General features: G+C 63.6%; 20 protein-coding genes. 17 read left to right on the plus strand and 3 right to left on the minus strand.

Annotated elements, in window-relative coordinates:
- Positions 1 to 349: 349 nt before the first annotated feature.
- From HDC36_RS18900 to HDC36_RS18910, 3 genes are all read left to right on the plus strand, one after another.
- The gene (locus tag HDC36_RS18900; protein WP_343204359.1) at positions 350 to 598 is read left to right on the plus strand and encodes a SymE family type I addiction module toxin; all 249 of its coding nucleotides are present in this window, start codon (positions 350 to 352) and stop codon (positions 596 to 598) included.
- 651 nt (positions 599 to 1,249) lie between these two features.
- Positions 1,250 to 1,936 (plus strand): hypothetical protein, encoded by a 687-nt coding sequence (locus HDC36_RS18905; RefSeq protein WP_179570350.1) that lies wholly within the window; start codon positions 1,250 to 1,252, stop codon positions 1,934 to 1,936.
- A 43-nt stretch (positions 1,937 to 1,979) separates the two neighbouring features.
- Complete coding sequence (locus tag HDC36_RS18910; RefSeq protein ID WP_255432812.1) at positions 1,980 to 2,948, plus strand: hypothetical protein; 969 nt, start codon at positions 1,980 to 1,982, stop codon at positions 2,946 to 2,948.
- Positions 2,949 to 3,457: 509 nt separating this feature from the next.
- Here the strand turns inward: HDC36_RS18910 and HDC36_RS18915 are convergent.
- The gene (locus tag HDC36_RS18915) at positions 3,458 to 3,955 is read right to left on the minus strand and encodes a Dabb family protein (RefSeq protein ID WP_218848574.1); all 498 of its coding nucleotides are present in this window, start codon (positions 3,953 to 3,955) and stop codon (positions 3,458 to 3,460) included.
- Positions 3,956 to 4,041: 86 nt separating this feature from the next.
- Between HDC36_RS18915 and HDC36_RS18920 the strand changes: the two genes are divergently transcribed.
- The 3 genes from HDC36_RS18920 to HDC36_RS18930 all read left to right on the plus strand — a co-directional run bounded on the left by HDC36_RS18920 (position 4,042) and on the right by HDC36_RS18930 (position 6,091).
- The gene (locus HDC36_RS18920) at positions 4,042 to 4,287 is read left to right on the plus strand and encodes a hypothetical protein (protein WP_179570352.1); all 246 of its coding nucleotides are present in this window, start codon (positions 4,042 to 4,044) and stop codon (positions 4,285 to 4,287) included.
- A gap of 116 nt (positions 4,288 to 4,403) precedes the next feature.
- On the plus strand, positions 4,404 to 4,802 hold the full coding sequence (locus tag HDC36_RS18925) for a DUF4431 domain-containing protein (protein WP_179570354.1): 399 nt from the start codon (positions 4,404 to 4,406) through the stop codon (positions 4,800 to 4,802).
- A gap of 956 nt (positions 4,803 to 5,758) precedes the next feature.
- The gene (locus tag HDC36_RS18930; RefSeq protein ID WP_179570356.1) at positions 5,759 to 6,091 is read left to right on the plus strand and encodes a hypothetical protein; all 333 of its coding nucleotides are present in this window, start codon (positions 5,759 to 5,761) and stop codon (positions 6,089 to 6,091) included.
- Positions 6,092 to 6,284: 193 nt separating this feature from the next.
- Here HDC36_RS18930 and HDC36_RS18935 read toward each other — a convergent pair whose 3' ends face one another.
- Positions 6,285 to 6,968, minus strand: coding sequence for a hypothetical protein (locus tag HDC36_RS18935; RefSeq protein WP_179570358.1), 684 nt, complete (start codon positions 6,966 to 6,968; stop codon positions 6,285 to 6,287).
- Positions 6,969 to 7,378: 410 nt separating this feature from the next.
- On the opposite strand from HDC36_RS18935, the gene HDC36_RS18940 reads away from it, so the two are divergent.
- The 5 genes from HDC36_RS18940 to HDC36_RS18960 all read left to right on the plus strand — a co-directional run bounded on the left by HDC36_RS18940 (position 7,379) and on the right by HDC36_RS18960 (position 10,354).
- A complete protein-coding gene (locus HDC36_RS18940; RefSeq protein WP_179570360.1) occupies positions 7,379 to 7,891 on the plus strand; it encodes a hypothetical protein in 513 nt (170 codons plus the stop codon).
- Between the two features lie 65 nt (positions 7,892 to 7,956).
- Complete coding sequence (locus HDC36_RS18945; protein ID WP_179569490.1) at positions 7,957 to 8,394, plus strand: hypothetical protein; 438 nt, start codon at positions 7,957 to 7,959, stop codon at positions 8,392 to 8,394.
- Positions 8,391 to 8,786 (plus strand): VOC family protein, encoded by a 396-nt coding sequence (locus tag HDC36_RS18950; RefSeq protein WP_179570362.1) that lies wholly within the window; start codon positions 8,391 to 8,393, stop codon positions 8,784 to 8,786. The genes HDC36_RS18945 and HDC36_RS18950 overlap by 4 nt, the downstream gene beginning before the upstream one ends.
- Positions 8,787 to 8,905: 119 nt before the next feature.
- Complete coding sequence (locus HDC36_RS18955; RefSeq protein ID WP_179570364.1) at positions 8,906 to 9,436, plus strand: hypothetical protein; 531 nt, start codon at positions 8,906 to 8,908, stop codon at positions 9,434 to 9,436.
- Between the two features lie 513 nt (positions 9,437 to 9,949).
- On the plus strand, positions 9,950 to 10,354 hold the full coding sequence (locus tag HDC36_RS18960) for a Na+:solute symporter (RefSeq protein ID WP_179570366.1): 405 nt from the start codon (positions 9,950 to 9,952) through the stop codon (positions 10,352 to 10,354).
- A gap of 172 nt (positions 10,355 to 10,526) precedes the next feature.
- Here the strand turns inward: HDC36_RS18960 and HDC36_RS18965 are convergent, their stop codons facing one another.
- Positions 10,527 to 11,402: a hypothetical protein gene (locus HDC36_RS18965; protein ID WP_179570368.1), complete on the minus strand. Its 876-nt coding sequence runs from the start codon at positions 11,400 to 11,402 to the stop codon at positions 10,527 to 10,529.
- Between the two features lie 325 nt (positions 11,403 to 11,727).
- Here HDC36_RS18965 and HDC36_RS18970 point away from each other — a divergent pair, with 325 nt between their 5' ends.
- The 6 genes from HDC36_RS18970 (at position 11,728) to HDC36_RS18995 (ending at position 19,510) form a co-directional block, all read left to right on the plus strand.
- Complete coding sequence (locus tag HDC36_RS18970; protein ID WP_179570370.1) at positions 11,728 to 12,144, plus strand: hypothetical protein; 417 nt, start codon at positions 11,728 to 11,730, stop codon at positions 12,142 to 12,144.
- Positions 12,145 to 12,353: 209 nt separating this feature from the next.
- On the plus strand, positions 12,354 to 14,750 hold the full coding sequence (locus tag HDC36_RS18975; protein ID WP_179570372.1) for a TonB-dependent receptor: 2,397 nt from the start codon (positions 12,354 to 12,356) through the stop codon (positions 14,748 to 14,750).
- A gap of 419 nt (positions 14,751 to 15,169) precedes the next feature.
- Positions 15,170 to 17,401, plus strand: a complete 2,232-nt coding sequence (locus HDC36_RS18980) for a TonB-dependent receptor (protein ID WP_255432814.1) — start codon at positions 15,170 to 15,172, stop codon at positions 17,399 to 17,401.
- 6 nt (positions 17,402 to 17,407) lie between these two features.
- Positions 17,408 to 17,704, plus strand: a complete 297-nt coding sequence (locus HDC36_RS18985; RefSeq protein WP_179570376.1) for a hypothetical protein — start codon at positions 17,408 to 17,410, stop codon at positions 17,702 to 17,704.
- Positions 17,694 to 17,966 carry a hypothetical protein gene (locus HDC36_RS18990; protein ID WP_179570378.1) on the plus strand — a complete coding sequence of 91 codons (273 nt, stop codon included), beginning with the start codon at positions 17,694 to 17,696 and terminating at the stop codon, positions 17,964 to 17,966. The genes HDC36_RS18985 and HDC36_RS18990 overlap by 11 nt, the downstream gene beginning before the upstream one ends.
- A complete protein-coding gene (locus HDC36_RS18995) occupies positions 17,963 to 19,510 on the plus strand; it encodes a PepSY-associated TM helix domain-containing protein (protein WP_179570380.1) in 1,548 nt (515 codons plus the stop codon). The genes HDC36_RS18990 and HDC36_RS18995 overlap by 4 nt, the downstream gene beginning before the upstream one ends.
- Positions 19,511 to 19,769: the final 259 nt, after the last annotated feature.

A 19,769-nucleotide genomic window follows, 5' to 3' on the forward strand; every position in this document is an offset into this window, starting at 1 on the left:
CCTAGCCAGTAGCAATCTCAACCTCAAGGAGCGTAGAAACTCCTCTAAGAGCGGTACCCACCTCCGACAAACCGGTGGGTTTTTGTGCCTGATCCTCAAGCACAACCGACGCGATGCCTACGTCGGGAGGGCGGCTAATACAACACCCTTCGGGGAAATACGCCCGCCGTCTCTTAGCGGTTTCTAACCTCCCGACATCCCGTCGCCGGTCGGCGGCGGGTTTCTGGCCGTCAAGGAGGGCTTCGCCATGCATCCACCGTCATCCCGCCCCGCCCCTGCGCGCAAGCGTGCCTCGCACAAGGCAAACTGCTGCCCGAACTGGACCATCGTCGAGTCCGAGCTTATCCCCATGCTGACGCCCGAACAGATCGCCGCGGCCGACGCCGCCGATCTCGCCCGCCAGCAACGCGCCCCGCGCCGCAGGCGCCCACCGCAGCAGTGCACCGTCGGCTGCGGCCATTCCGCCAACGGCAAGCGCATGCCCGCGTTGCGCCTGGCCGGCCGCTGGATGGAGGAACTGGGCTTCGCCATCGGCGGGAAGGTGCGCGTGCGTGTACGTGATGGCGAACTAGTGCTGAGCGCAGCTACCGAGGATTGAACCGTCAATATCCGTCGGCTGCATAAAATGCGTGCATTGACTCATGTTATCGCCGACCGCGGGCGGCGGGAAAGATGTAGCGTCCCGCGAGATATTGTCGGGAATCAATAGGCTTTTAGACGTCTTGGCTCAACTATAGAAGATCGAATCCAGAGCCAAGAATATTTGGAGATCAGTAGACAAAAATACTTGGATCTTGTTGAAAAAATCTTCCAGGATTGGAATGTGCCTAAATTTTGAAATAGCTATGTCAGAAATTTCCTACTCGCGACTAAGGTTTTGTCTGACTAGTTTAGGTCCATAACTGAAAGCATAATATCTGAGTTTTATGAAGATGCGATCGTGTGCCTTCGCTTCACCCATTAGCCTTGCGTGCAGTCGTTTTCTCTTTAAAACATACCTGGTACAGTTTGTTAATGTAATGCAAATAAGTAGTTTGCACTCAATAATTATACATTGGAGAACTATGCGCGTAGTAGTTGGAGTATTAATGGTTGTGGCCATGGCTATATGTGGCCAAGCGAAAGCGCAAGTCGCTTGCGAAGGATGTTCATCGTCTGAGATGTTTGCGAAGGGGCAGTCATTAGTCACAAGTGTCGCTTTCAGAAAGCCTCACCCCCTGTCTACATTACCAACATTCAAGATGGCACTGTGCTCAAGGTGATGTATGCGCATAATGTTGATCAGAACTTTAACTGGGAAAATGACACTTTTAGGGCTTGGGGTATAAGTTCTCCGGTAGAGACGCAAGTCAGTCAGTTCATCTCATCGTTGCATGCGCAGATGCCACCGAACGGATGGATAACTCTTAGCTCGGTATCATTAGCGCGCAGCATGACCACAGCGGCCGCGGGCCAGGTGCCTCCATCGGCCTATGACGCAATAGCCAGTCCTTCGTACGATCTAGTTATCAGTAGTTATGTCGAAGGATCCATGGCCGGAGCTATTAATTCCTACCAGCAGGGTGCGTCAGTCATTCCAATTCTTAACGGCTTTAGCCCAGCTGCTGTCCCTCTTTCAGCGCGGGTTAAATTTGCAGATGGGACTTGGGCACGTTACATTTGGAAGCCGGAAACAAAGCTGTGGACTCGGGTACCGGGTTCGGCGCGCGACAACTTTGGAAATATTATTCCTGAAACTATCCAGGATGTTACCGCTGGTGGCTACCGCGAATACCGGTTTGGTCAGGGCAGTAACAGCGATATGACCCAATTCACGAACAGGCTATCCCAAATGGGAATTTCTATCGGCATTGGCGGCGGCGTAGGTACCAATTTTAAGATCGGCTGTTCTTCGGCAGGTAATGGGCCTCCGATTTGCCAGCTTATGATCTATTAAAGAGGAGCGCTGGGAGGTTAAGTCTCCCAGCACTTTAAAAAACATGAAAGAAAAATTCTCGCGCTCTGCATTGGCGATGGCCGCAACTGGGCTGGCCATCATGTGCGCATTAATTTATTACCGTCCCCAAAGTAAGAATATTGTCCAACAAGTTGCTGCGCAACGACAAAATCCGCCTGAGTCATCTGCGGCGTCTGTCTCTCGCTCACAGGAGCGGACTCAATTGCCGCCAGAAGACACCCCTTTCCGTTTGATTGCAGACAGCTTAAGGATCCGCGCGCTTAAGGGCGATGCTGACGCTGCGTGCCGTTTGGCCTTGGAATATCAGAAGTGCGAATTGACGCGACAGCAAGTTAATCATGCTGATGATGTGCTTTCCCAAAATCACTCGGGCAGCGAGGAAGTGCCAGATATCGCTCTCCCGCTGGATCAGTCCAAATTCTATTCTAATGTTGCCCACTGCGAAGGCGCAGAGGAAGTGGGAGCAGGAGAGATCTCGAGAATGTGGAGAAGGTCTGCCGAAAACGGAAATCTTGCCGCAATGGTAAATTATGCTGCAGGCAATGCTTTTTCGGTTGCTTCCACACTGGATAGTGCAGAGGAGCTGATCGCCTATCGAAAAATCGCACCGCAGATCTCTCAAGCGGCGATCAATCGCGGAAGCGGGATGGCTCTTCTAAGCTTGGCAGCAGCCTATCAGCCTGAAAATCAGATTGGTTTTAGATCCTATCTGGCCCAAGCCGTAAAGGCCGATGTTCAAGAGTCCTTAACCCTTTATAAGATGGCAAAAATTGCAGCCGTAGATGGAGACGGCCAAGTAATTCGATTTGTTGACGAGCAGATCGAAAGGCTTGATAAGAGAGCTTCGCCCTTGCAGAGAACTGAATCAGATCGTGAGGCGCGCGAGCGAGCAAATGCTATTGGAAGGATTCAATTGCCATCCTCTCAGGCAATTGCCTGGCTGCGAACAGGAAGTGCTCCTGGTATTCAAGTAAAGGATTGCGCTAATTGATGGCTTGCGTGCACTCAAAATTTGAATATGCTCTCCGCTGCAACTTATGCTAGTATATGGTGGTATAGAATATCGTGGAGTCCCAAGGTGGCTGTGAAAATCAAAGATAAACTCGCCATTTGGCTCTTCCCCTGCGCGCTACTGAGTATTTTCGTATTTAGTGTTTTGACGATTTGGCTGTCAAATTTTACGTTTCCAGGTCGCGAAGCTTATGTGGCCTATGCTGGTGTCGTAGCGTCTGGAATTTTAGCGCTCATATGTGTGCGTCCTTTTACCAGGGCTGTAGCTAGGAAGCTGAGAAGTTGATGGAAGGTAGAGAAGGGCGGAGAAAGTTAGTTCTCCTCCTGGCCTTAACTCTCAACCATGGACTCGCGCCGCGATTGGCCGGCAAGTACTGAACGGACCGCCATGCATCCATGCTGAAAAGGACGGAATGCCTCGGGTGCTTGGGGTGATTGACGGCAGTCAACAAAGGATGGGGTCAGCGTGCACTTCTAGTTGCAAACGCGCTACGGCGCGGCGGCCTTGACGTCATACACGACCACGCGCTGCCACAGGTGCTCGCAATCGGCGACGAACTGCTTGTGAATGGGATGGACCTGATAGGCGTTCTGTCCGGCCACATCGTCGAAGAACAGGAGTTCCGAGGCGCTGTAGCTGCCATCAACGACGCCACGCTGCTCGGTCTCCGCCGGCACGCCGATGTGGATGCCGCGCACGGTGTCGATGCCGGCCAACGTTCGCAAACCGGCGAGCAGCTTGGCTAGATCCTCTTTGGAATCCGGGTTCTTCAACCAGAAGAACACGTGGTGCACGACCGGCGGGAACGCGGCCTTGTTGGCGCGTGTGGGCGCGGCTGCGTGGGAGCCGGTGGCCACCATACCGGCAGCCAGAGCGGTGGCGGCAACGATGAGATCTCGGCGTGTGCGATCGGTCATGATCAGGCCCTTCAGTTCATAGTCTGCGGGCCTGCGAGTATAGGACGGCAAGAACGTGGTCAGGTTCACTTGAGAGGAAGTCAGCCTGACCCCGCCTTTGTGCGTCTATCCTTGACGGCCCTCGGCTGGTCGAGGATCGCTCCAATCAATCGTCCATGAGCACCTTCCAATTCCAACCGCGCTGGAAAGAAGAACTGGTCTGCACCGGCCCGGGCGGCGCGTTCGTGCTGGACTTCACGATGGGCGTGCCGACCGTGTTCGCGCCCACCGAGCACGCCTGGGCGCAGAGCGCGCCGGCGTGGGCGCAAGCGCTATGGCCGGTGTTCAAGGCCGAGCTGGAGGCCTGGTGCCAGGCGCATGACGTGCAGTTCTTCCTGGACGGAACGGCGAAGTGCTACTGAACGGCGGCCGGAAGCGCCGATAGCAGGGTCCAGATCAGAAGCAACGCAGCAAGCGGACGTCGGCGGCTTGGTATCCTGGCCTGCCACTGCGGCCAAGTTACTAAGCGCGCACACTCATGCTTCGACATTTCACTTGTCTGTTTGCCTTGCTCCTCGCGGCATCCACTGCTGCGAACGCCCAGTGTCTGCCCGGTCAGCCATCCGTGGTTCGACTCACAGGCGTACTTGAGCGCGTCACGTTCGCAGGCCCGCCCAACTACGAGAGCATCCAGAGCGGCGACGCACCCGAAACCTATTTCGTCCTGCGACTGCCGGCGCCGGTATGCGTGCTCGATTCAGATCAAAGCGCAATCTCGGCCAACCGCCTGCAACTGCTCCTGGAGCCGGGGCAATACAAGCTATTCCGGCCTCGGCTCGGCAAGCGCATCACGCTGCCGGGCGAACTGTGGCCAGCTGAAACCGGTCACCACCACACGCCGCTGATGTTCACGCCGGATCGTGGGAAGACGGGCTAACGATCCGTCCAAGCCGATGCTCGTTTGCCGGTAACGGAGTAAAAGGGCAATCTGACTCCGGTTTCGGGGGTACGAACCGCTTGGCGGAACTTCGTTTCCGGCAACGGCGGGTAACGCAGTCTTCCTGCAGATCCTACAAAGTCGCGGATGGATCAAAACGGCCGGCGTATCGATCTCGTCTACACCAACCCAGATGATCCCCCACTCCCACCAAGCTTTGCGCTCAGAGGCTCAGTGGGAATACGAGGCTGACCGTGCGCGGCAACATACGCGTGCAAGCTGGATTGCGGTCAATGGCAGCATTACTGGCCCGCGGGAAGTGCCCCGACGTGGGGGCAGATGCCTAGCGTTCCCTTCAAGCCGGCGATGCCGGCTACCAGCTCAATTGGATGGCTATCCGTCAACGACGTCAGGACAGGAGAGCCTTGTTGCGACGCCTCTACAAATCCAGCAAAGTGGCGTGGAACCTGCCTCGGTATCGACCCACCCAAGGATGGCGAATGCCATGTTGGATCTACGCAAAGTTGCAGATAGCTTCTCGTGGCCCGTCTACTGCCGCAGCTATCTCACCACTCTGGGCGGCTTGTTGATCGGGCTATGCTGTCTGATCGCAGGACGCGAGTCCGTTGGCGTTAGCGCGCATTCCCCAGCGTGGCAACTTGGGTTCGGACTCGCCCTCCTGGTTGGAGTCTTGCTTATCCTCGTTGGGCTCGTGGGAAAGTCGCGCACGATCGAAAAGTGGGCTGATTCATGGTCGAGGCATGAGATCGCCTTTGCGATCATGCTGCTGGCCTTGCCACTGTACTTCGTGCTCGCCACTTTTTACCGACGCCGCTAAGCCTCGCTCAGCCGTCTTGGCAGGTACCCTTCAAGATGCTTCGTCGAATAGGTGGCCAGCAGCGTTTCCTGGCGTGGTCGCTTCGCAACACGATGGTCTACTCATGTATGGACAGAAAATGAAATTACGTCCCCTGGACAAGCGGCAAGAAAAGCATCTGCTGGCCTCGATGCTGGCCAGCATGAACGAGCCGATAGACAACCGTTGGCAATCGATGTTCAAGAGGGAGGTGATTGGCTTGACGATTCCATTCCTCGTCGTTGTGATTGCTTTGGGCGTCCTTCGTGCCAACTCCCTGCTCACCCTGTTCACGACGACTGGCGCCCTCGTCGTCGGGTTGGCTATTGGTTTTGGCCAGTGGCGCATGAGCGCGGCTCGGCATTGGCCCGCGGTGGCCCGTTGCTTGGACCGAAACAAGATCGAGCAGCGGTTGCGCGAACTGGATGGCTGACAGAAGGAATATGGGGTCAGAGTGCGACCCTCTCCTCTCTATGCGCGCTTTTGAAAGTGCACTCTGACCCGGCTCTTGGTAGCTGAGCGCTAAACAGCGCCTAAGAACGCAGATATCGTTTTCGAGAGCTGAAATGCGAAGGTTCCACCGACGGGCTTCCTGCGTCGCTGGAAACCCATCGCACGGCACGACCTCAGCGTCGCGCCGCCGCCTCCCGCCGATAGACCCCACCGAAGCTCACATTCGCGCCGCCGCACTGCAGGTTGTCCGCGACCACCAGCAGGTCGCCGAGCAGCTGCAGGCGCACCTTGCACTCGTCCTCGCTGACCTCGACCCGGTTGCCCTCCGGATAGCCGCGCGCGGTGACGGCGCCTATGTGCGGGCCGCCAGGCACCTGCTGGGGATCCGGGTTGGCGCTGGGCCAGTAGGCGTCGCCGTTGACGGTGACGCTGCCGTCGCCATTGGCGGTCAACTGCAGTTCGTTGTCGCCATCGTGCCAGCGGCCGTTCCAGGCCTTCGGCGTCGGCTGGGCCGCGCTCGGCAACGGCTGCACGCTGGCCTGCGCGACCCAGCCGGCACTGCCGCCGACCTTGTTGGGATAGAACGCGCAGGCAAACCCGCCGCGCCGCTGGGCCAGCACCACCACATCGCCCTTGACCACGTAGGCGCGCTGCCGGCAGGCGGCCTCGCCCTTGCCCGGGCAACCGTCGCTGTCGTCGAGCAGGTACAACCGCGGCACCGCGACCTTGGCAAGCGCGAACCCAGCCGGGCTGTTGGTGAACAGGCCATTGCGGCAGGTGGCCGCATCGGCATCGTCCGGCGCGGCATGCGCCATCGCCGGTATCGCCAACAGGGCGAACAGCCAAGCTTTCTGCATCTCGATCACTCCAGGGGTGGGGGCAATAGTGTGGGCCAATGGCAGCGAGTTGGCGTCAAGCGACCCGAGGCGATCCGGCGTCATCCATTTGCGGCTTCACCGCTATTCGGGAAGCGCGAGACGGACACGCAGGCGCCCGCGCACCACCTCGCGGTCGAATGCGTGGCTATCCGCGAACGAGCACCGATTGCAGCGCGCCCGCTCCCCAGGGCCTGCTTCGGCAAGAATGGGGACAACCTGATGTCAGCGGCGGCCCGGACGCGCTCAGACGTTCCAGCGGTACGCCGACCTCGGTGTCGTCAGGCAAGAGGCTCGCAAGCCTGTCGAAAGGTCTGAGCGCCTGCTCCCGTTCGGCAACCGAAGCCCCTACAATCCCGCCCATTCAGTCCGCACAGGCAGGAGGGAACATCATGGAAGAAGATCTCGGCGGTATCGACAAGGAACACGGCCATCCTCGCGCACTCCAGATCATTCCGGATGAATTCTTCTGGGATTGCACGGACGAGCTTGCCCCGTTCGGATCCGACGAAGGAGACACCGCCCTTCACGAGTACCGCGAATGGCGCAAGCACCATCCAGGTGAACCGCTCGAGGACTGCATCGTCTGGACGATCGAGTCGGTTGGAGAGATGGAGGTGTCCGAGTATTCCGACGCCATCTTCAACGAGTCCACGGTGCGCGAGCAGATCGAAGATCCCGATTTCGACGATCAGCAGTACATCTTCACCACGGACGTCTCGGTGCTGGCGACGGCATTCGGGCAGCTCGCCGATGAGGGCACGATCGATGCCTCGGCCAAGCCTTACGTGGCACGCGCGCTCAAGCGCCAAGCGGTGTGGGCCAGGCTCCAGCCCGATTGGGCGTACACGGACGAATACCTCCACAAGCTTTCGCGGCTGCAGGCAGCGCTGGATGTTGCCTGACGCCATGCCGACCTAGGCCGCTTGCGGCTCGGTCGATCTCACGCATCGCAGCGAACGAACAGCACATGACGACCGACGAGACCTGCCTTGCCGCCCGACAGACGATGGCCAGCATGCGCGACCGCATCGACGGCGATGCCGCGCTCAAGCTGACGCTGGAAGGGATGATCGCCGTCGAAGAAGCGCATTTCCCCGACCGGACGACGTACGAGGCGATGGCGCATATCGAGGAGTGCGCAGCGTGCCAGCGGTGGAGCGCCAGCTGGCTGGACGCCCAGTTTCCCGAGCGTGTGACGCATCGCGAACGGCTGAGCAAGTACTGCTGCATCCACATGCTCGCCGCTGCGACGCATCCCGACGCCGAGGTCCGATTCGCGTTCGGACTGTTCAGGGGGGAGGATGCGTGCTGGTCGATCAACGAGCACTATGCGTTTGCGCGATTCTGTCCATGGTGCGGCCAGCAGCTGCCCAACCAAGCCTTCGAACCGGAGCCGATTGCATGAGCACCTCCCATCCCGTCCATGCCCTCAGCGTGATCTACGCCCGGAACATCGAGCGGGTCGCCGAGTTCTACAGGAAGACGCTTTCGCTCGACCTTGTGGAACAGGACGACGCTTTCGTGGTGGTGGGGAATCCCCACTACGAAATCGCGGTGGTCCGAATGGCGAGCGACAGGACACCTGCTCCCGCACCTGGGCCGCTCCACGTGAGAACCGGGACGCCAATCAAATGCTCGTTCCTGGTGGAGAGTCTGGAGCATGCCCGGTCTGCCGCCGAGTCCTGCGGCGGTGCCTTCAAGCCGCTCGCGTCCGCGTGGCGCTGGCGCGATCAACTGCATTTGGATGGGCATGATCCGGAAGGCAATGTCGTGCAGGTGCGTGCCCGCGCGACCTGACACTTCGTCACGCCCGCGCCGGTTCGCGCTGCGGCCGTGGCGCTCTATGGCAACGCATTCGTTCCAAGCTGTCTTGAGATTCCGCCGACTCAGGCGTCAGGTATCAATCAGGGGCAACGATGGCCGCACTACTCCTCCCTTTCATGGCATTGGCGGCGGTCGGGCTGCTGCTGAGCCTCTGCGTCCACGTCGCCTCCCTGCTCGGACTCCGGGTTCCAGGCGGTGCATTGGTCTGGTCGCTGCACATCGGCATCTTCGTGGTGTGGCTTCCCGCAGTGCTGGTCGCCACCCGTATCACTCGGGGCAGGCCGCACCGCGACTACTGGAAGACGGTGCTGTCCGGTTGCCCGCCATGGATGCGCTACACGGGATACGCGCTATTCGTCTATGCCGCCGCCAACTTCTTCTGGATCATGGCGACTAGCGAATCGCAGGATCTCAAGAGGATCGGTGACGCTTCGGTCATCCGTGCATTCTCCGGGCATTGGTTGGTGTTCTATGGTGCCGCCTTCGCCATTCTCTACTCGGCGTACCGTACACCGCGCCTACTCTCGCGACAGCGATGCGCCGATGGCCATGAGGTGGCGGGCAGCGACGCGTTCTGTTCCACCTGTGGTAAAAAGATCCAGCGGCCCGTAGTGGCCGAGTGACGCGAGGCGACAGCCTTGTCCGGCCGTGGGGGACGGCCGGTTCTGAGCGGTCCAGGGATGTTGGGATCACCTAGGGGGAATCGTATGCGGCGTGTAATGTTGGCTGTCGTTCTTTCGACAGGTCTCGCGGCTTGCCAATCCGCGTCGCCGCCGCGGGCGAACATCGCCCATGGCGACGGTTCTTCCCCGGAGCATGCAGTCGATCTATCCGCTGCGCACAGCGAAGGACAGGGAATACGAGCGGAAAGGGACTGGCTCAATCAGCACTACCCCGGTGCGCAGGTAAAATCGCAGTCGCTTCTGTCCGGACCACCGGTCATGGACCTGATTACGATCTCGCGGCCATCCGGCGAAGAGCGAGACGTCTATTTCGACATTTCGTCGTACTTCGGGAAGTGGTGATTTAGAAGTTCGTTCGATCCGCTAAAGAGATGTGCCATCGCTGCATGTTGTCGACGCTTCACCACAAGCCGCTCCCACTTTGCGGATCGGCCCGCATCAGGCGCAACGTCCATGCTGATCAATCGCGGTCGCGCAGTGACATATGGCCTTGTCGCCATTCTTGGCGTCGTGGCCCTGCAAGCATTCAATAGCTTTGCCTGCTACCAGCACGGGTTGCGGGAATTCCTTGCCGCGTTGGGGATGTTCCTGCTCGTTCCCTTGCTGCCGCCAATCATCGCGCTGGCGACGGCCAACCCGTTGCGGGCCGTCGGCGGCTGCCTTCTGTTCGCGCCCTGGCTGGGACTGGCGTACTACACCGATTGCGTACGTCCATACACCGGTGGTGGGGCGTCCATGATCTATGTCGCGGTCCTGTTCTGGGGGACGCCGAGCTCGATCCTCGGCGTGCTCGTGACCGGTCCCATCCTGCGCATGCTCGGAGTTTCCGTGGCGGGCGCTCGCGCGAACGCGGCCTAGCCAGCTCGAGGTCTCGTATAGAGGAGGCCGTCGTCACGCGCGGTTTCGTATCCCCGGTAGGTCGCGTGCACTCCGCGAACCCGGCTGCCCGCACGCGGATGGAAGCGGGCATTGGGGCCATCCAGCGGCATATCGCGCGGCGCTTGCGCATGATTGCCGTCAGGATCTTCGTCTAGAAACTGCAGCGATCGAAGGTGCGCACCCGCGACTCTTCGGCGACGACCAGGCGATCCCCGCGCTGGCCCAGCATGAAGACGGCGGCAACTTCCTTGTCGGGATCGCTCGCCGAGGCGGTGAGGATCTGCCAGGTCCACGGCGTCCGTGCGAGCAGGGTAACGAGGTTGGGCCAGATGTCCTCGCCCATGCCGGTCATTCGCTCGTTGCCGAACGTGAGGTAATGGCTAGGGTCGTCGGCTTTTTCGCACGAGCCACCTGCGATCACCCATTTGCCTTGGAGCTGTGCGGGGAAGTGGGACTTGGCCACGTTCTTCTCGTAGCGGCTGTCGGGCAGGCGCGTCAGTTTGCCGGGCGCCCAGGCATAGGCCCAGGTGTAGCGTCCCGGTGGCGGGCAGCGATCGCTGCCGTCGGGCGCGCGCTGGTGCCGCAGGCAGATCGGCGAGGTCTCGCGGACGACGAAGGTGACGTCGATGCGATTGCCCTTGGTCTGCAGTTCCATTACCTCTCCGGGAATCTGCTCGCCGGCGTCCGGGACGTACCCGGTCTTGCGTGCCCTGGCTTCCCATTCGTCGACGCGCCGGCCGATGGACGGGGTCTTGCCCGGAACGCGCTTGCGCAGTACGTCGATGCTGTTGGGGCAGTCGCTGCTGGATCCGATGCAGTACGACGAGTTGAGGTAGACGATCTCGTCGGTGCCGTCGCCATCGAGATCGACGGCGCGGACGAAACCCGCATAGTCCTCGGCGATGATGTCGTCGTTGACGGAGAAGTCTTGCCACAGGTCCACGATCTCGTGCGCCCGCAGCCATCCCAGCTTTCCTCCCTCCGCCTCCGCTTCCGCCGCGGGAGCCAGCGCCAGCAGCACGGTCATCATCCAGATCCGCATCCTTGCTCTCTCCTTCGCGTGTGGACACGGCACGGTACTACGCGGCCAGGCATGCGTCCAAGGAGGCAATGCGACCGGATATCGAATCCGGCGAGGTCCGCAGGCAACCGCTCGCCGCGGCCATGGATGTACAAAGCGGGATCGCGCACGGCATGGCTGCAGTTCCTTGCGGCTGTGAGATCGCCAAGACCTGCGGCTGGTGCCGGTGAAACCCGGACGGGAACCGCGCGATGAGGCCTGGGCAGCTGACGCGCCACGGCCATCAAGCTGGCGTATCCTCGCGCCGGTCTTCCCTGCGTGTGTGCTGCCGATGTCGATCCGGATGTTGCCGCTGTTGCTGTTGTGGTCGTCGCTGGCGGCCGCGCCGATCGCGCGGGCAGCGCAGCCGCACTGCCTGCCCTATGGCCCGATCAAGGTCACGCTGTCCGGCAAGTTGGAGCCGCACGCAAAAACAGCGCCGGCCAGTGAAGCTGTTGCAGCCGACGCCGACAGCGAGGTGCTGGTGCTGCCAAAGCCGGTCTGCGTGGCGGCGTCGCCCGCCGGTCAGGCGCCGCGCCACGACGCTGTGCGGCGCCTGCGCCTGGCGGTGACCAAGGACCAGGCGGCGCATCTGGAAGAAGAAGGCGCCGGGCAGATCGTGCGCGTCACCGGCATGCTGTCGGAGGTGGCGGGGAGTGGTGACTCACCCAGCCTGCTGTTGACGGTGATCGGGATCGATAGCGACTGACGCGGCGCTGCACGCGCCGAGGCTGCAGGCGCAGGCCCGCCTCCTGGCGAGGACCGCGCTTTCGTTGCATGCCGTCACGCGCATGCCGGCGATGCCACGGAGTTGCAACATGGATGACATATCGTGCCGCGCTACGCCATCGTCTGGCGCGCCGTCGCGGGCTGCTGCGCAAGCCGAACGGAATCGTCATCCAGCCCAAAGGAATCGCCATGTTGCTGCATCCCGATCTTTCCGCGTGCCGCTCGGCCACGCGTTCGTCGCGCCTGTCCGCTGCCCCGGTCCGTAACCGCCTGGCCCAGGCCTGCGCCGGCCTGCTGCTGGCGTCGATCGCCACCGCGGCCGCCGCCCAGGACATGGCGCCGTCGCTGGCCGGTAGCGAGCAGCAGGCCACGCGCGGCGCCGCGACCGGCGATGCGGCGACCTCGCTGGACACCATCACCGTCACCGCCGAGCACCGCGAGCAGAACCTGCAGGAAGTGCCGGTGTCGGTGGGCGTGGTGCAGGGCGATGCGCTGCGCAACTACACCGCCGGCGGCGACGACACGTTGCTGGCGCTGTCCGGCCGCGTGCCCAGCTTCTACGCCGAGACCACCACCGGGCGCATCTTCCCGCGCTTCTACATCCGCGGGTTGGGCAACATCGATTTCTATCTCGGCGCCTCGCAGCCGGTGTCGATCATCCAGGACGACGTGGTGCTCGAGCACGTGGTGCTGAAATCCAATCCGGTCTACGACCTGGACCAGGTGGAAGTGCTGCGCGGCCCGCAGGGCTCGCTGTTCGGCCGCAACACCACCGCCGGCATCGTCAAGTTCGACAGCATCAAGCCCAGCGACGACTACAGCGGCCGGCTCAGCGCCAGCTACGGCAGCTACGGCACCACCTCGCTCGACGGCGGTTTCGGCGGCCCGATCAACGACGTGCTGTCGTTCCGCCTGTCGGCGTTGTACCAGCACCGCGACGATTGGGTGGACAACACCTACAGCGGCCCTAGCGCCGACGGCACGGTGACGCCGAAGAAGGACGCGATGGGCGGCTACGACGACCGCAACGCGCGCCTGCAGCTGCTGCTCAAGCCGAGCGAGGACTTCTCGCTGCTGGCCTCGGCGCATACCCGAGACTACGACGGCACCTCCACGCTGTTCCTGCGCAACGCGGTCACCAAGGGCTCCAACAAGGTCGATGTGCCGCGCGACCAGGTCGCCTACGACGAGGCGCACGACAATCCGCAGGCGTACAAGACCCATGGCGGCTCGCTCAAGGCGGTGTACGACTTCGGCGGCGTGTCGCTGACCTCGATCAGCGCCTACGAGACCACCTCCGGCTACAGCCGCGGCGACACCGACGGCGGCGCGGCGGCGAACTATCCGGTCAACGGCGTGGCCAACGGCTACGGCCAGTCGATGGGCCAGGTGCGCGACCTGGACCAGTACACGCAGGAGCTGCGCCTGGCCAGCGAAGGCGACGCGGCGCTGCAGTGGCAGGCCGGCGCGTTCTACTTCGACGGCAAGGACACCACCGATTTCTACCAGCGCGCGTACTTCCTGCAGACCGCGGCGCGCAACCCGAACAACTGGGTGCGCCTGCGCAACAGCAACACCTCGTGGGCCGGCTTCGGCCAGCTGACCTACAAGGCCACCGATGCGCTGACCCTGACCGCGGGCGTGCGCCAGACCCGCGACAGCAAGGAAACCAAGCTGCTCAAGACCGCCGACACCGCCGCCGGCGTGGTCACCTACCGTGGCCGCCGCGACGTGCGCATGGCCGATACGCAGCCGAGCTGGGATTTCAGCGCGATGTACGCGATCGACGACAACGTCAGCGTGTACGCGAAGGTGGCGCGCGGCTTCCGCGGCCCGACCATCCAGGGCCGTTCGGCGGTGTTCAACTCCGACTTCACCACCGCCGATTCGGAGACGATCCTGTCCTGGGAAGCGGGCATCAAGAGCAGCCTGTTCGACAACCGCCTGCGCCTGAACGTCACCGGCTTCACCTACACGGTCGACGACATCCAGCTCAACGGCAACGACTCCAACGGCAACGGCGTGCTGTTCAACGCCGACAAGGCCAAGGCCTACGGCCTGGAAGCGGACCTGGACTGGCGCCCGATCCCGAACCTGTCGCTGAGCGCCGGCCTGAGCCTGCTGCACAGCGAGATCCAGGACAAGCGCGTGTACGCGCAGGTGTGCGCGCTGAACGGCGTGGTGGTGTGCACGGTGAACGATCCGACGATCAAGGTCGGCGCCAACACCTTCGCCCAGATCGACGGCAATCCGCTGCCGAACGCGCCCACCTACAACGTCAACCTGGCCGCGCGCTACGACATCCCGGTCGCCGACGGCGGCGCGTTCTTCGTCGCCACCGACTGGAACAAGCAGGGCAAGACCAGCTTCGTGCTGTACGACTCGACCGAGTTCAATTCCAAGGGCAGCTTCGAAGGCGGGCTGAAGCTGGGCTACAGCGGCGACTACGGCGCGTGGGAAGTGGCGGCGTTCGCACGCAACATCACCAACGAGAAGAACCTCAAGGGCGTGATCGAGAACTACATGGCGGCGGTGTACAACGAGCCGCGCATCGTCGGCCTGTCGGTCGACGTGCACTGGCATTGATGCGCAAAAGGCCGGTAGTCCTGTAGCGGCTCCGGCTGGCCTCGGGTGGCCAGCGCCGCGATGGCGCAGCCTGTCGGTTGACGGGCTGCACCGTCGCGCCCGCCTGTGTAGGAGCGGCTTCAGCCGCGACAGGATCTATCGGTAAGGCCCGTCGCGGCTGAAGCCGCTCCTACAAAAGGCGCTCCATCCTTGCGAGCGGGAAGACGGCATGCCGAAGATCCGCCATGGCAGCCCTTGATACACCGCACAAATTTGTAGCCGCCATCTTCACGCTCTGTTAAAGTCCGCGCCCAGCGCTGCCGGGTCCGGCAGCCAGGCACAGCCGTCGCCATGCCTCCGTCCGATCTTCTTTCTACGGAGCGATGCGCGTGCGCGTCAATTTGCTGCCCCTGTCTGTTTCCGTCGCCGCGGTTCTGGCCTTGCATGCTCCAGCGCCTGCGCTGGCCGCCGAAGCGGATGTCGCCGATCCCACCACCCTGGACCGCGTCGTCGTCACCGGCGAAAAGCGCGCGCGCACGCTGCAGGACACCACCAGCAGCGTGGCGGTGACCACCCAGGCGCGGATCGAGCAGGAGAACCTGCAGAACCTCTACGAGGTATTCAACCGCACCGCCAACGTGGCGCAGAGCTACGGCGATACCGGCTTCACCATTCGCGGCATCCGCGAGATCGACGGCGGCGGCGATGCGCCGCTGGCCACCATCTACCTGGACGGCGCGGCGTTGCCGCAGAACGCGATCAGTTCGGCGCCGCTGAGCCTGTGGGACCTGCAGCAGGTGGAGATCCTGCGCGGGCCGCAGTCCACGCTGCAGGGCGAGAACGCGCTGGCCGGCGCGGTGATCCTGCGCACCGCCGAGCCGACCATGGACTGGGAGGGCAAGCTGCGGGTGCTGGCCTCCGATCCGTCCGACCGGACCCTGGCCGCGGCGTTCGGCGGTCCGCTGGTGGCCGACGAACTGGCGTTCCGCGCCTCGGTCGAGCAGCGCAGCTTCGAGGGCTACAGCTGGAACGACACGCGCCAGGCGTCCGACGATGCGCAGCACGCGCTGACCTACCGCGGCAAGCTGCTGTGGACGCCGTCGGCGATCGAGGGGTTGAAGGTCCAGCTCGGTTACACCAAGGCGCATCGCAACGGGCCGTACCTGTACGTGTATGTGCCCACCGACGAGGCGAACTATTTCAAGCGCCGCGTCAATCACGACAACACCCCGAACCGCAGTCAGACCGACAGCGACATCGCCACCCTCGACGTCGATTACGCGATCGATGCGGCCTGGTCGCTGTCGGCGGTGACGGCCTGGAACAAGGTGGACATGGACAGCAGCTGGGACGGCGACCGCAGCGCCGCCCAGGTCGCCTACGCCAGGCGCCTGGCCACCACCCGCACCACTTCGCAGGAAGTGCGCCTGAACTACGACGGCCAGGCCGTGGACGGCCTGTTCGGGCTGTACTGGGCCAAGCACGACACCCAGAACGACGTGGTCAACCGTCTCAACGTGAATACCCCGCTCGCCACCATCACCCGCCTGCTGACCGGCGCCGGCTTCCCGGCCGCCAATGCCGCGGCGATCTCGGCCGCCTACGGCCAGGCGCTGCCGGTGATCCCGGTGCTGTACGTCAGCGACGCACCGACCACCTCGGAGAACCGCGCGCTGTTCGCCGACGGGCAATGGCATGTGGGTGGCGGCTTCTCGCTGATCGGCGGCTTCCGCTACGACCGCCAGCGCTACGAGATGGCCTCCAGCACCACCGCGACCTTCGTCGGCAGCTATCCGAGCGCGGCCAGCTTCGCCAGTCCCGGGACCGCGCTGTACCAGGCGATCACCGCGATCAACGCGGGCGTGGCCGGCATCGTCGATGCGGCCAGCGGCGAGGTGCCGGACAACACGCGCGACTTCAGTGCGTTCCTGCCCAAGCTCGGCGCGCGCTACGAGTGGAGCCCGGACCTGGCCGCCAGCCTGGTGGTGCAGCGCGGCTACCGTTCCGGCGGCTCCAGCTTCAACACCGCGCGCAGCCAGGCCTTCGCCTACGACCCGGAATACACCTGGAACTACGAGGCCTCGCTGCGCTCGCAGTGGCTGGACGGGCGCCTGAGCGTCAATGCCAACGTCTACTACATCGACTGGAAGGACAAGCAGGTCTTCGCCTTCTTCGGCCTCAACGACTACGACTACAACACCGTCAACGCCGGCCGCGCGCACCTGTACGGCTTCGAGCTGGAGGCCAGCCACCGGCTCGGCGAAGGCTTCGACTGGTACGCCTCGCTGGGCTATTCGCGCACCCGCTTCGACGAGTTCAAGACCGTGGCCGATGCCGAGATCACCGACTATGCCGGCCGCGAGTTCGCCTATGCGCCGCGCTGGACCGCCGCGCTCGGCGGCAACTGGCGCTTCGGCGCGGGCTGGGTCGCCAATCTCAACGCCAACTTCCGCGACAAGGTCTACACCGACATCGGCAGCGATGCGCCGCGGCTGGCCTCGCGCACGCTGCTCAACGCCAAGTTCGGCTACGAGAACCTGGACTGGAGCGCGTGGGTGTTCGCCAACAACCTGCTCGACCGGCAGTACATCCAGTACCGCTGGGCGGATCAGCCGATCGCCATCCTCGGCGCACCGCGCGTGGTCGGCATCGGCTTCGAAGCGCGCTGGTAACCCACGATGGCCATGCACGCGCTGACCACCGCCCTGTACTTGCTCGCCGCGCCGCTGGCGGCGCTGGCGTTTTACCTGGCCACCGCGCACCAGCGCCTGTGTCCGGCCTGGCGCCGGCATGCGCGCGCGCTGAACGTGGCCGGCGTGGTGTCGAGCGTGCTGGCGCTGGCCGCGGCGATCGCCGCGCTCGGCGTGTGGGCCGGCATCTTCGCGGCGCTGAGCGCGCTGATGCTTGCCGCGGTCGCGCTGCCGTACCTGGATGCCTGGCGGCAGCTGCGCGGAGGCCGCGCCGATGTGGGCTAGGTGGCTGGCGGCGATCGTGCTCGGCCTGCCGCTGGCGGTGGGCGTGGTCGGGCTGTGCGTGCTGCTGTGGCCGGGCGCGCTGCAGGTGCACACGCTGCCGTGGTTGCTGCTGGTGTTCCCGCTGTGGATCGGCGCGATGTCGCTGGCGTTCGTGTTCCGCAGCGGCGCGCGCGCCTGGCTGTGGCTGGGCCTGGCGACGCTGCTGTGCCATGGCCTGCTGTACGCGTTGAAGGCCGCCGGCCTGGTGCAGGTGACGGTATGAAGGCGGCGACCTTGCGCCAGTTCCTGTCGGCCCACAGCTGGATGGGCCTGCTGGCCGGCATGGCCTTGTTCATCGCCTTCTATGCCGGCGCGATCACCGTGTTCACCCACGAGCTCAACGACTGGCCGCGCGCGGCGGCGGTCGCCGCCCCGGCGACGCAGACGCCGGAACAGGCGGCGCAAGCCCTGCAGGATGCGGTGCTGGCGCGGCATCCGACGCTGGCCGAGTCGTTCTCGCTGATGCTGCCGGGGGAACACGGCGCGTTGCCGCGGCTGTATGCGTTCGGGCCGGCGGCGCAGCCGTTCGGCGGGGCGGTGCAGTTCCAGCTCGGTGTGGACGGGCGACTGGTGCAGCTGCCGCAGCGCAGCGGCTTTGCCGATTTCCTGTACGACCTGCATTTCACCGCCGGGCTGCCGCGCACCTTCGGCACCTACCTGTTCGGCGTGGTCTGCATCCTGTACGGCCTGGCCCTGGTCAGCGGCGTGGTGCTGTATGCGCCGGTGTTCCTGAAGGACCTGTTCGCGCTGCGCCTGGGACGCAACGTCAAGCGCCTGTGGCAGGACGCGCACAACGCGATCGGCATGCTGTCGCTGCCGTTCCACGTGATCTTCGCCTGGTCCGGCGCGGTGCTGACCCTGGGCGTGCTGCTGCTGGCGCCGTTCCAGTACCTGGTGTTCGACGGCAAGCTGATGCAGGTGCTGGCGCCGGATTTCGAATTGACCCCGCATGTGCAGCCGGCGCAGACGAAGGCGGCGCCGTTGCCGGTGGCCGACCTGCTGGCGCGCGCGCGTGCGGCCAGCCCCGGCTTCGTGCCGGAGAGCCTGTCCTTCCACGACGCCGGCGACGCCAACGCGCGCGTGGAGATTTACGGTCACCAGCCGCAGCGCCGGCTCAACACGCTTGCCGGCGTCGCGATGGAAGCGGCCACCGGCAAGGTGCTGCGGGTGCTGGCGCCGCAGAGCATGTCGCCGGGCGTGGCCTCGCTGCGCGGACTGCAGGCGCTGCATTTCGCCAACTTCGGCGGGGCGCCGCTGCAATGGCTGTATTTCCTGCTCGGCCTGGCCGGTGCGTTCCTGTTCTACAGCGGCAACCTGCTGTGGGTGGAGGCGCGGCGCAAGCGGCGCCAGCCGGCGCAGCCGTGGCGCACGCATGCGCTGGCGCGGCTAACGACCGGCGTCTGCCTGGGCTGCGTGGCCGGCGTGTCGGCGTTGTTCGTCGCCGCGCGGCTGTTGCCGCCGGGGCAGGAGCGTGGCGTGTACTACGCCGTGTTCGGGCTGGGCGTGGCCTGGGCGTTGCTGCGTCCCACCGCGCGCGGCGCCTACGAGCTGCTGTTGGCCTGCGCGGTGCTGACCGCGCTGGTGCCGTTGGCCGCGCTGCGCGGCGCCGGCGGCTGGGTGGCGCCGTGGAGCAGTCCGCTGCTGCTGGCGGTGGACGGCTGCGCCGTGGCCCTGGCCTGGGCGTACTGGCAGATGGCGCGCGCCACCCATCGCCGTGGCCGCAACGGCGATCCCAACAGCGTGTGGGCGCTGCCGGCGAAGACCTGAGCGCTGGCGCTGTACTTCGGCCGTCGTTCGGGCTGCTGCGGCAACGCCGCGCGCGCTGTGGCATGCCAGCCGCGGTGCCTCCACGCTGCATCCTGTCCCCCCGCATGCGTTGCGCATCGCACGCATGCCCCACCGCGAAAAGTGGACAATCGCGCGCCAGTGATTTCTCATGTACGTGGAAGTCGAAGTCTGCAGCGTTGGCGCTGGGCGTCGCACGGCAATTTTTGTGACCGCCACCACGTTCTGTTCCGCGCTGCCG

The organism is Xanthomonas sp. JAI131, assembly GCF_013410075.1.
Lineage (GTDB): Bacteria > Pseudomonadota > Gammaproteobacteria > Xanthomonadales > Xanthomonadaceae > Xanthomonas_A > Xanthomonas_A bonasiae.

What these genes read in the sequence shown, in the direction of transcription:
- HDC36_RS18900 (WP_343204359.1), top strand. Translation starts at nt 350, where the DNA reads ATGCTGACGCCCGAACAGATCGCCGCGGCCGACGCCGCCGATCTCGCC.
- HDC36_RS18910 (WP_255432812.1), top strand. Translation starts at nt 1,980, where the DNA reads ATGAAAGAAAAATTCTCGCGCTCTGCATTGGCGATGGCCGCAACTGGG.
- HDC36_RS18920 (WP_179570352.1), top strand. Translation starts at nt 4,042, where the DNA reads ATGAGCACCTTCCAATTCCAACCGCGCTGGAAAGAAGAACTGGTCTGC.
- HDC36_RS18925 (WP_179570354.1), top strand. Translation starts at nt 4,404, where the DNA reads ATGCTTCGACATTTCACTTGTCTGTTTGCCTTGCTCCTCGCGGCATCC.
- HDC36_RS18930 (WP_179570356.1), top strand. Translation starts at nt 5,759, where the DNA reads ATGAAATTACGTCCCCTGGACAAGCGGCAAGAAAAGCATCTGCTGGCC.
- HDC36_RS18935 (WP_179570358.1), bottom strand. Translation starts at nt 6,968, where the DNA reads ATGCAGAAAGCTTGGCTGTTCGCCCTGTTGGCGATACCGGCGATGGCG.
- HDC36_RS18940 (WP_179570360.1), top strand. Translation starts at nt 7,379, where the DNA reads ATGGAAGAAGATCTCGGCGGTATCGACAAGGAACACGGCCATCCTCGC.
- HDC36_RS18945 (WP_179569490.1), top strand. Translation starts at nt 7,957, where the DNA reads ATGACGACCGACGAGACCTGCCTTGCCGCCCGACAGACGATGGCCAGC.
- HDC36_RS18950 (WP_179570362.1), top strand. Translation starts at nt 8,391, where the DNA reads ATGAGCACCTCCCATCCCGTCCATGCCCTCAGCGTGATCTACGCCCGG.
- HDC36_RS18955 (WP_179570364.1), top strand. Translation starts at nt 8,906, where the DNA reads ATGGCCGCACTACTCCTCCCTTTCATGGCATTGGCGGCGGTCGGGCTG.
- HDC36_RS18960 (WP_179570366.1), top strand. Translation starts at nt 9,950, where the DNA reads ATGCTGATCAATCGCGGTCGCGCAGTGACATATGGCCTTGTCGCCATT.
- HDC36_RS18965 (WP_179570368.1), bottom strand. Translation starts at nt 11,402, where the DNA reads ATGACCGTGCTGCTGGCGCTGGCTCCCGCGGCGGAAGCGGAGGCGGAG.
- HDC36_RS18970 (WP_179570370.1), top strand. Translation starts at nt 11,728, where the DNA reads ATGTCGATCCGGATGTTGCCGCTGTTGCTGTTGTGGTCGTCGCTGGCG.
- HDC36_RS18975 (WP_179570372.1), top strand. Translation starts at nt 12,354, where the DNA reads ATGTTGCTGCATCCCGATCTTTCCGCGTGCCGCTCGGCCACGCGTTCG.
- HDC36_RS18985 (WP_179570376.1), top strand. Translation starts at nt 17,408, where the DNA reads ATGGCCATGCACGCGCTGACCACCGCCCTGTACTTGCTCGCCGCGCCG.
- HDC36_RS18990 (WP_179570378.1), top strand. Translation starts at nt 17,694, where the DNA reads ATGTGGGCTAGGTGGCTGGCGGCGATCGTGCTCGGCCTGCCGCTGGCG.
- HDC36_RS18995 (WP_179570380.1), top strand. Translation starts at nt 17,963, where the DNA reads ATGAAGGCGGCGACCTTGCGCCAGTTCCTGTCGGCCCACAGCTGGATG.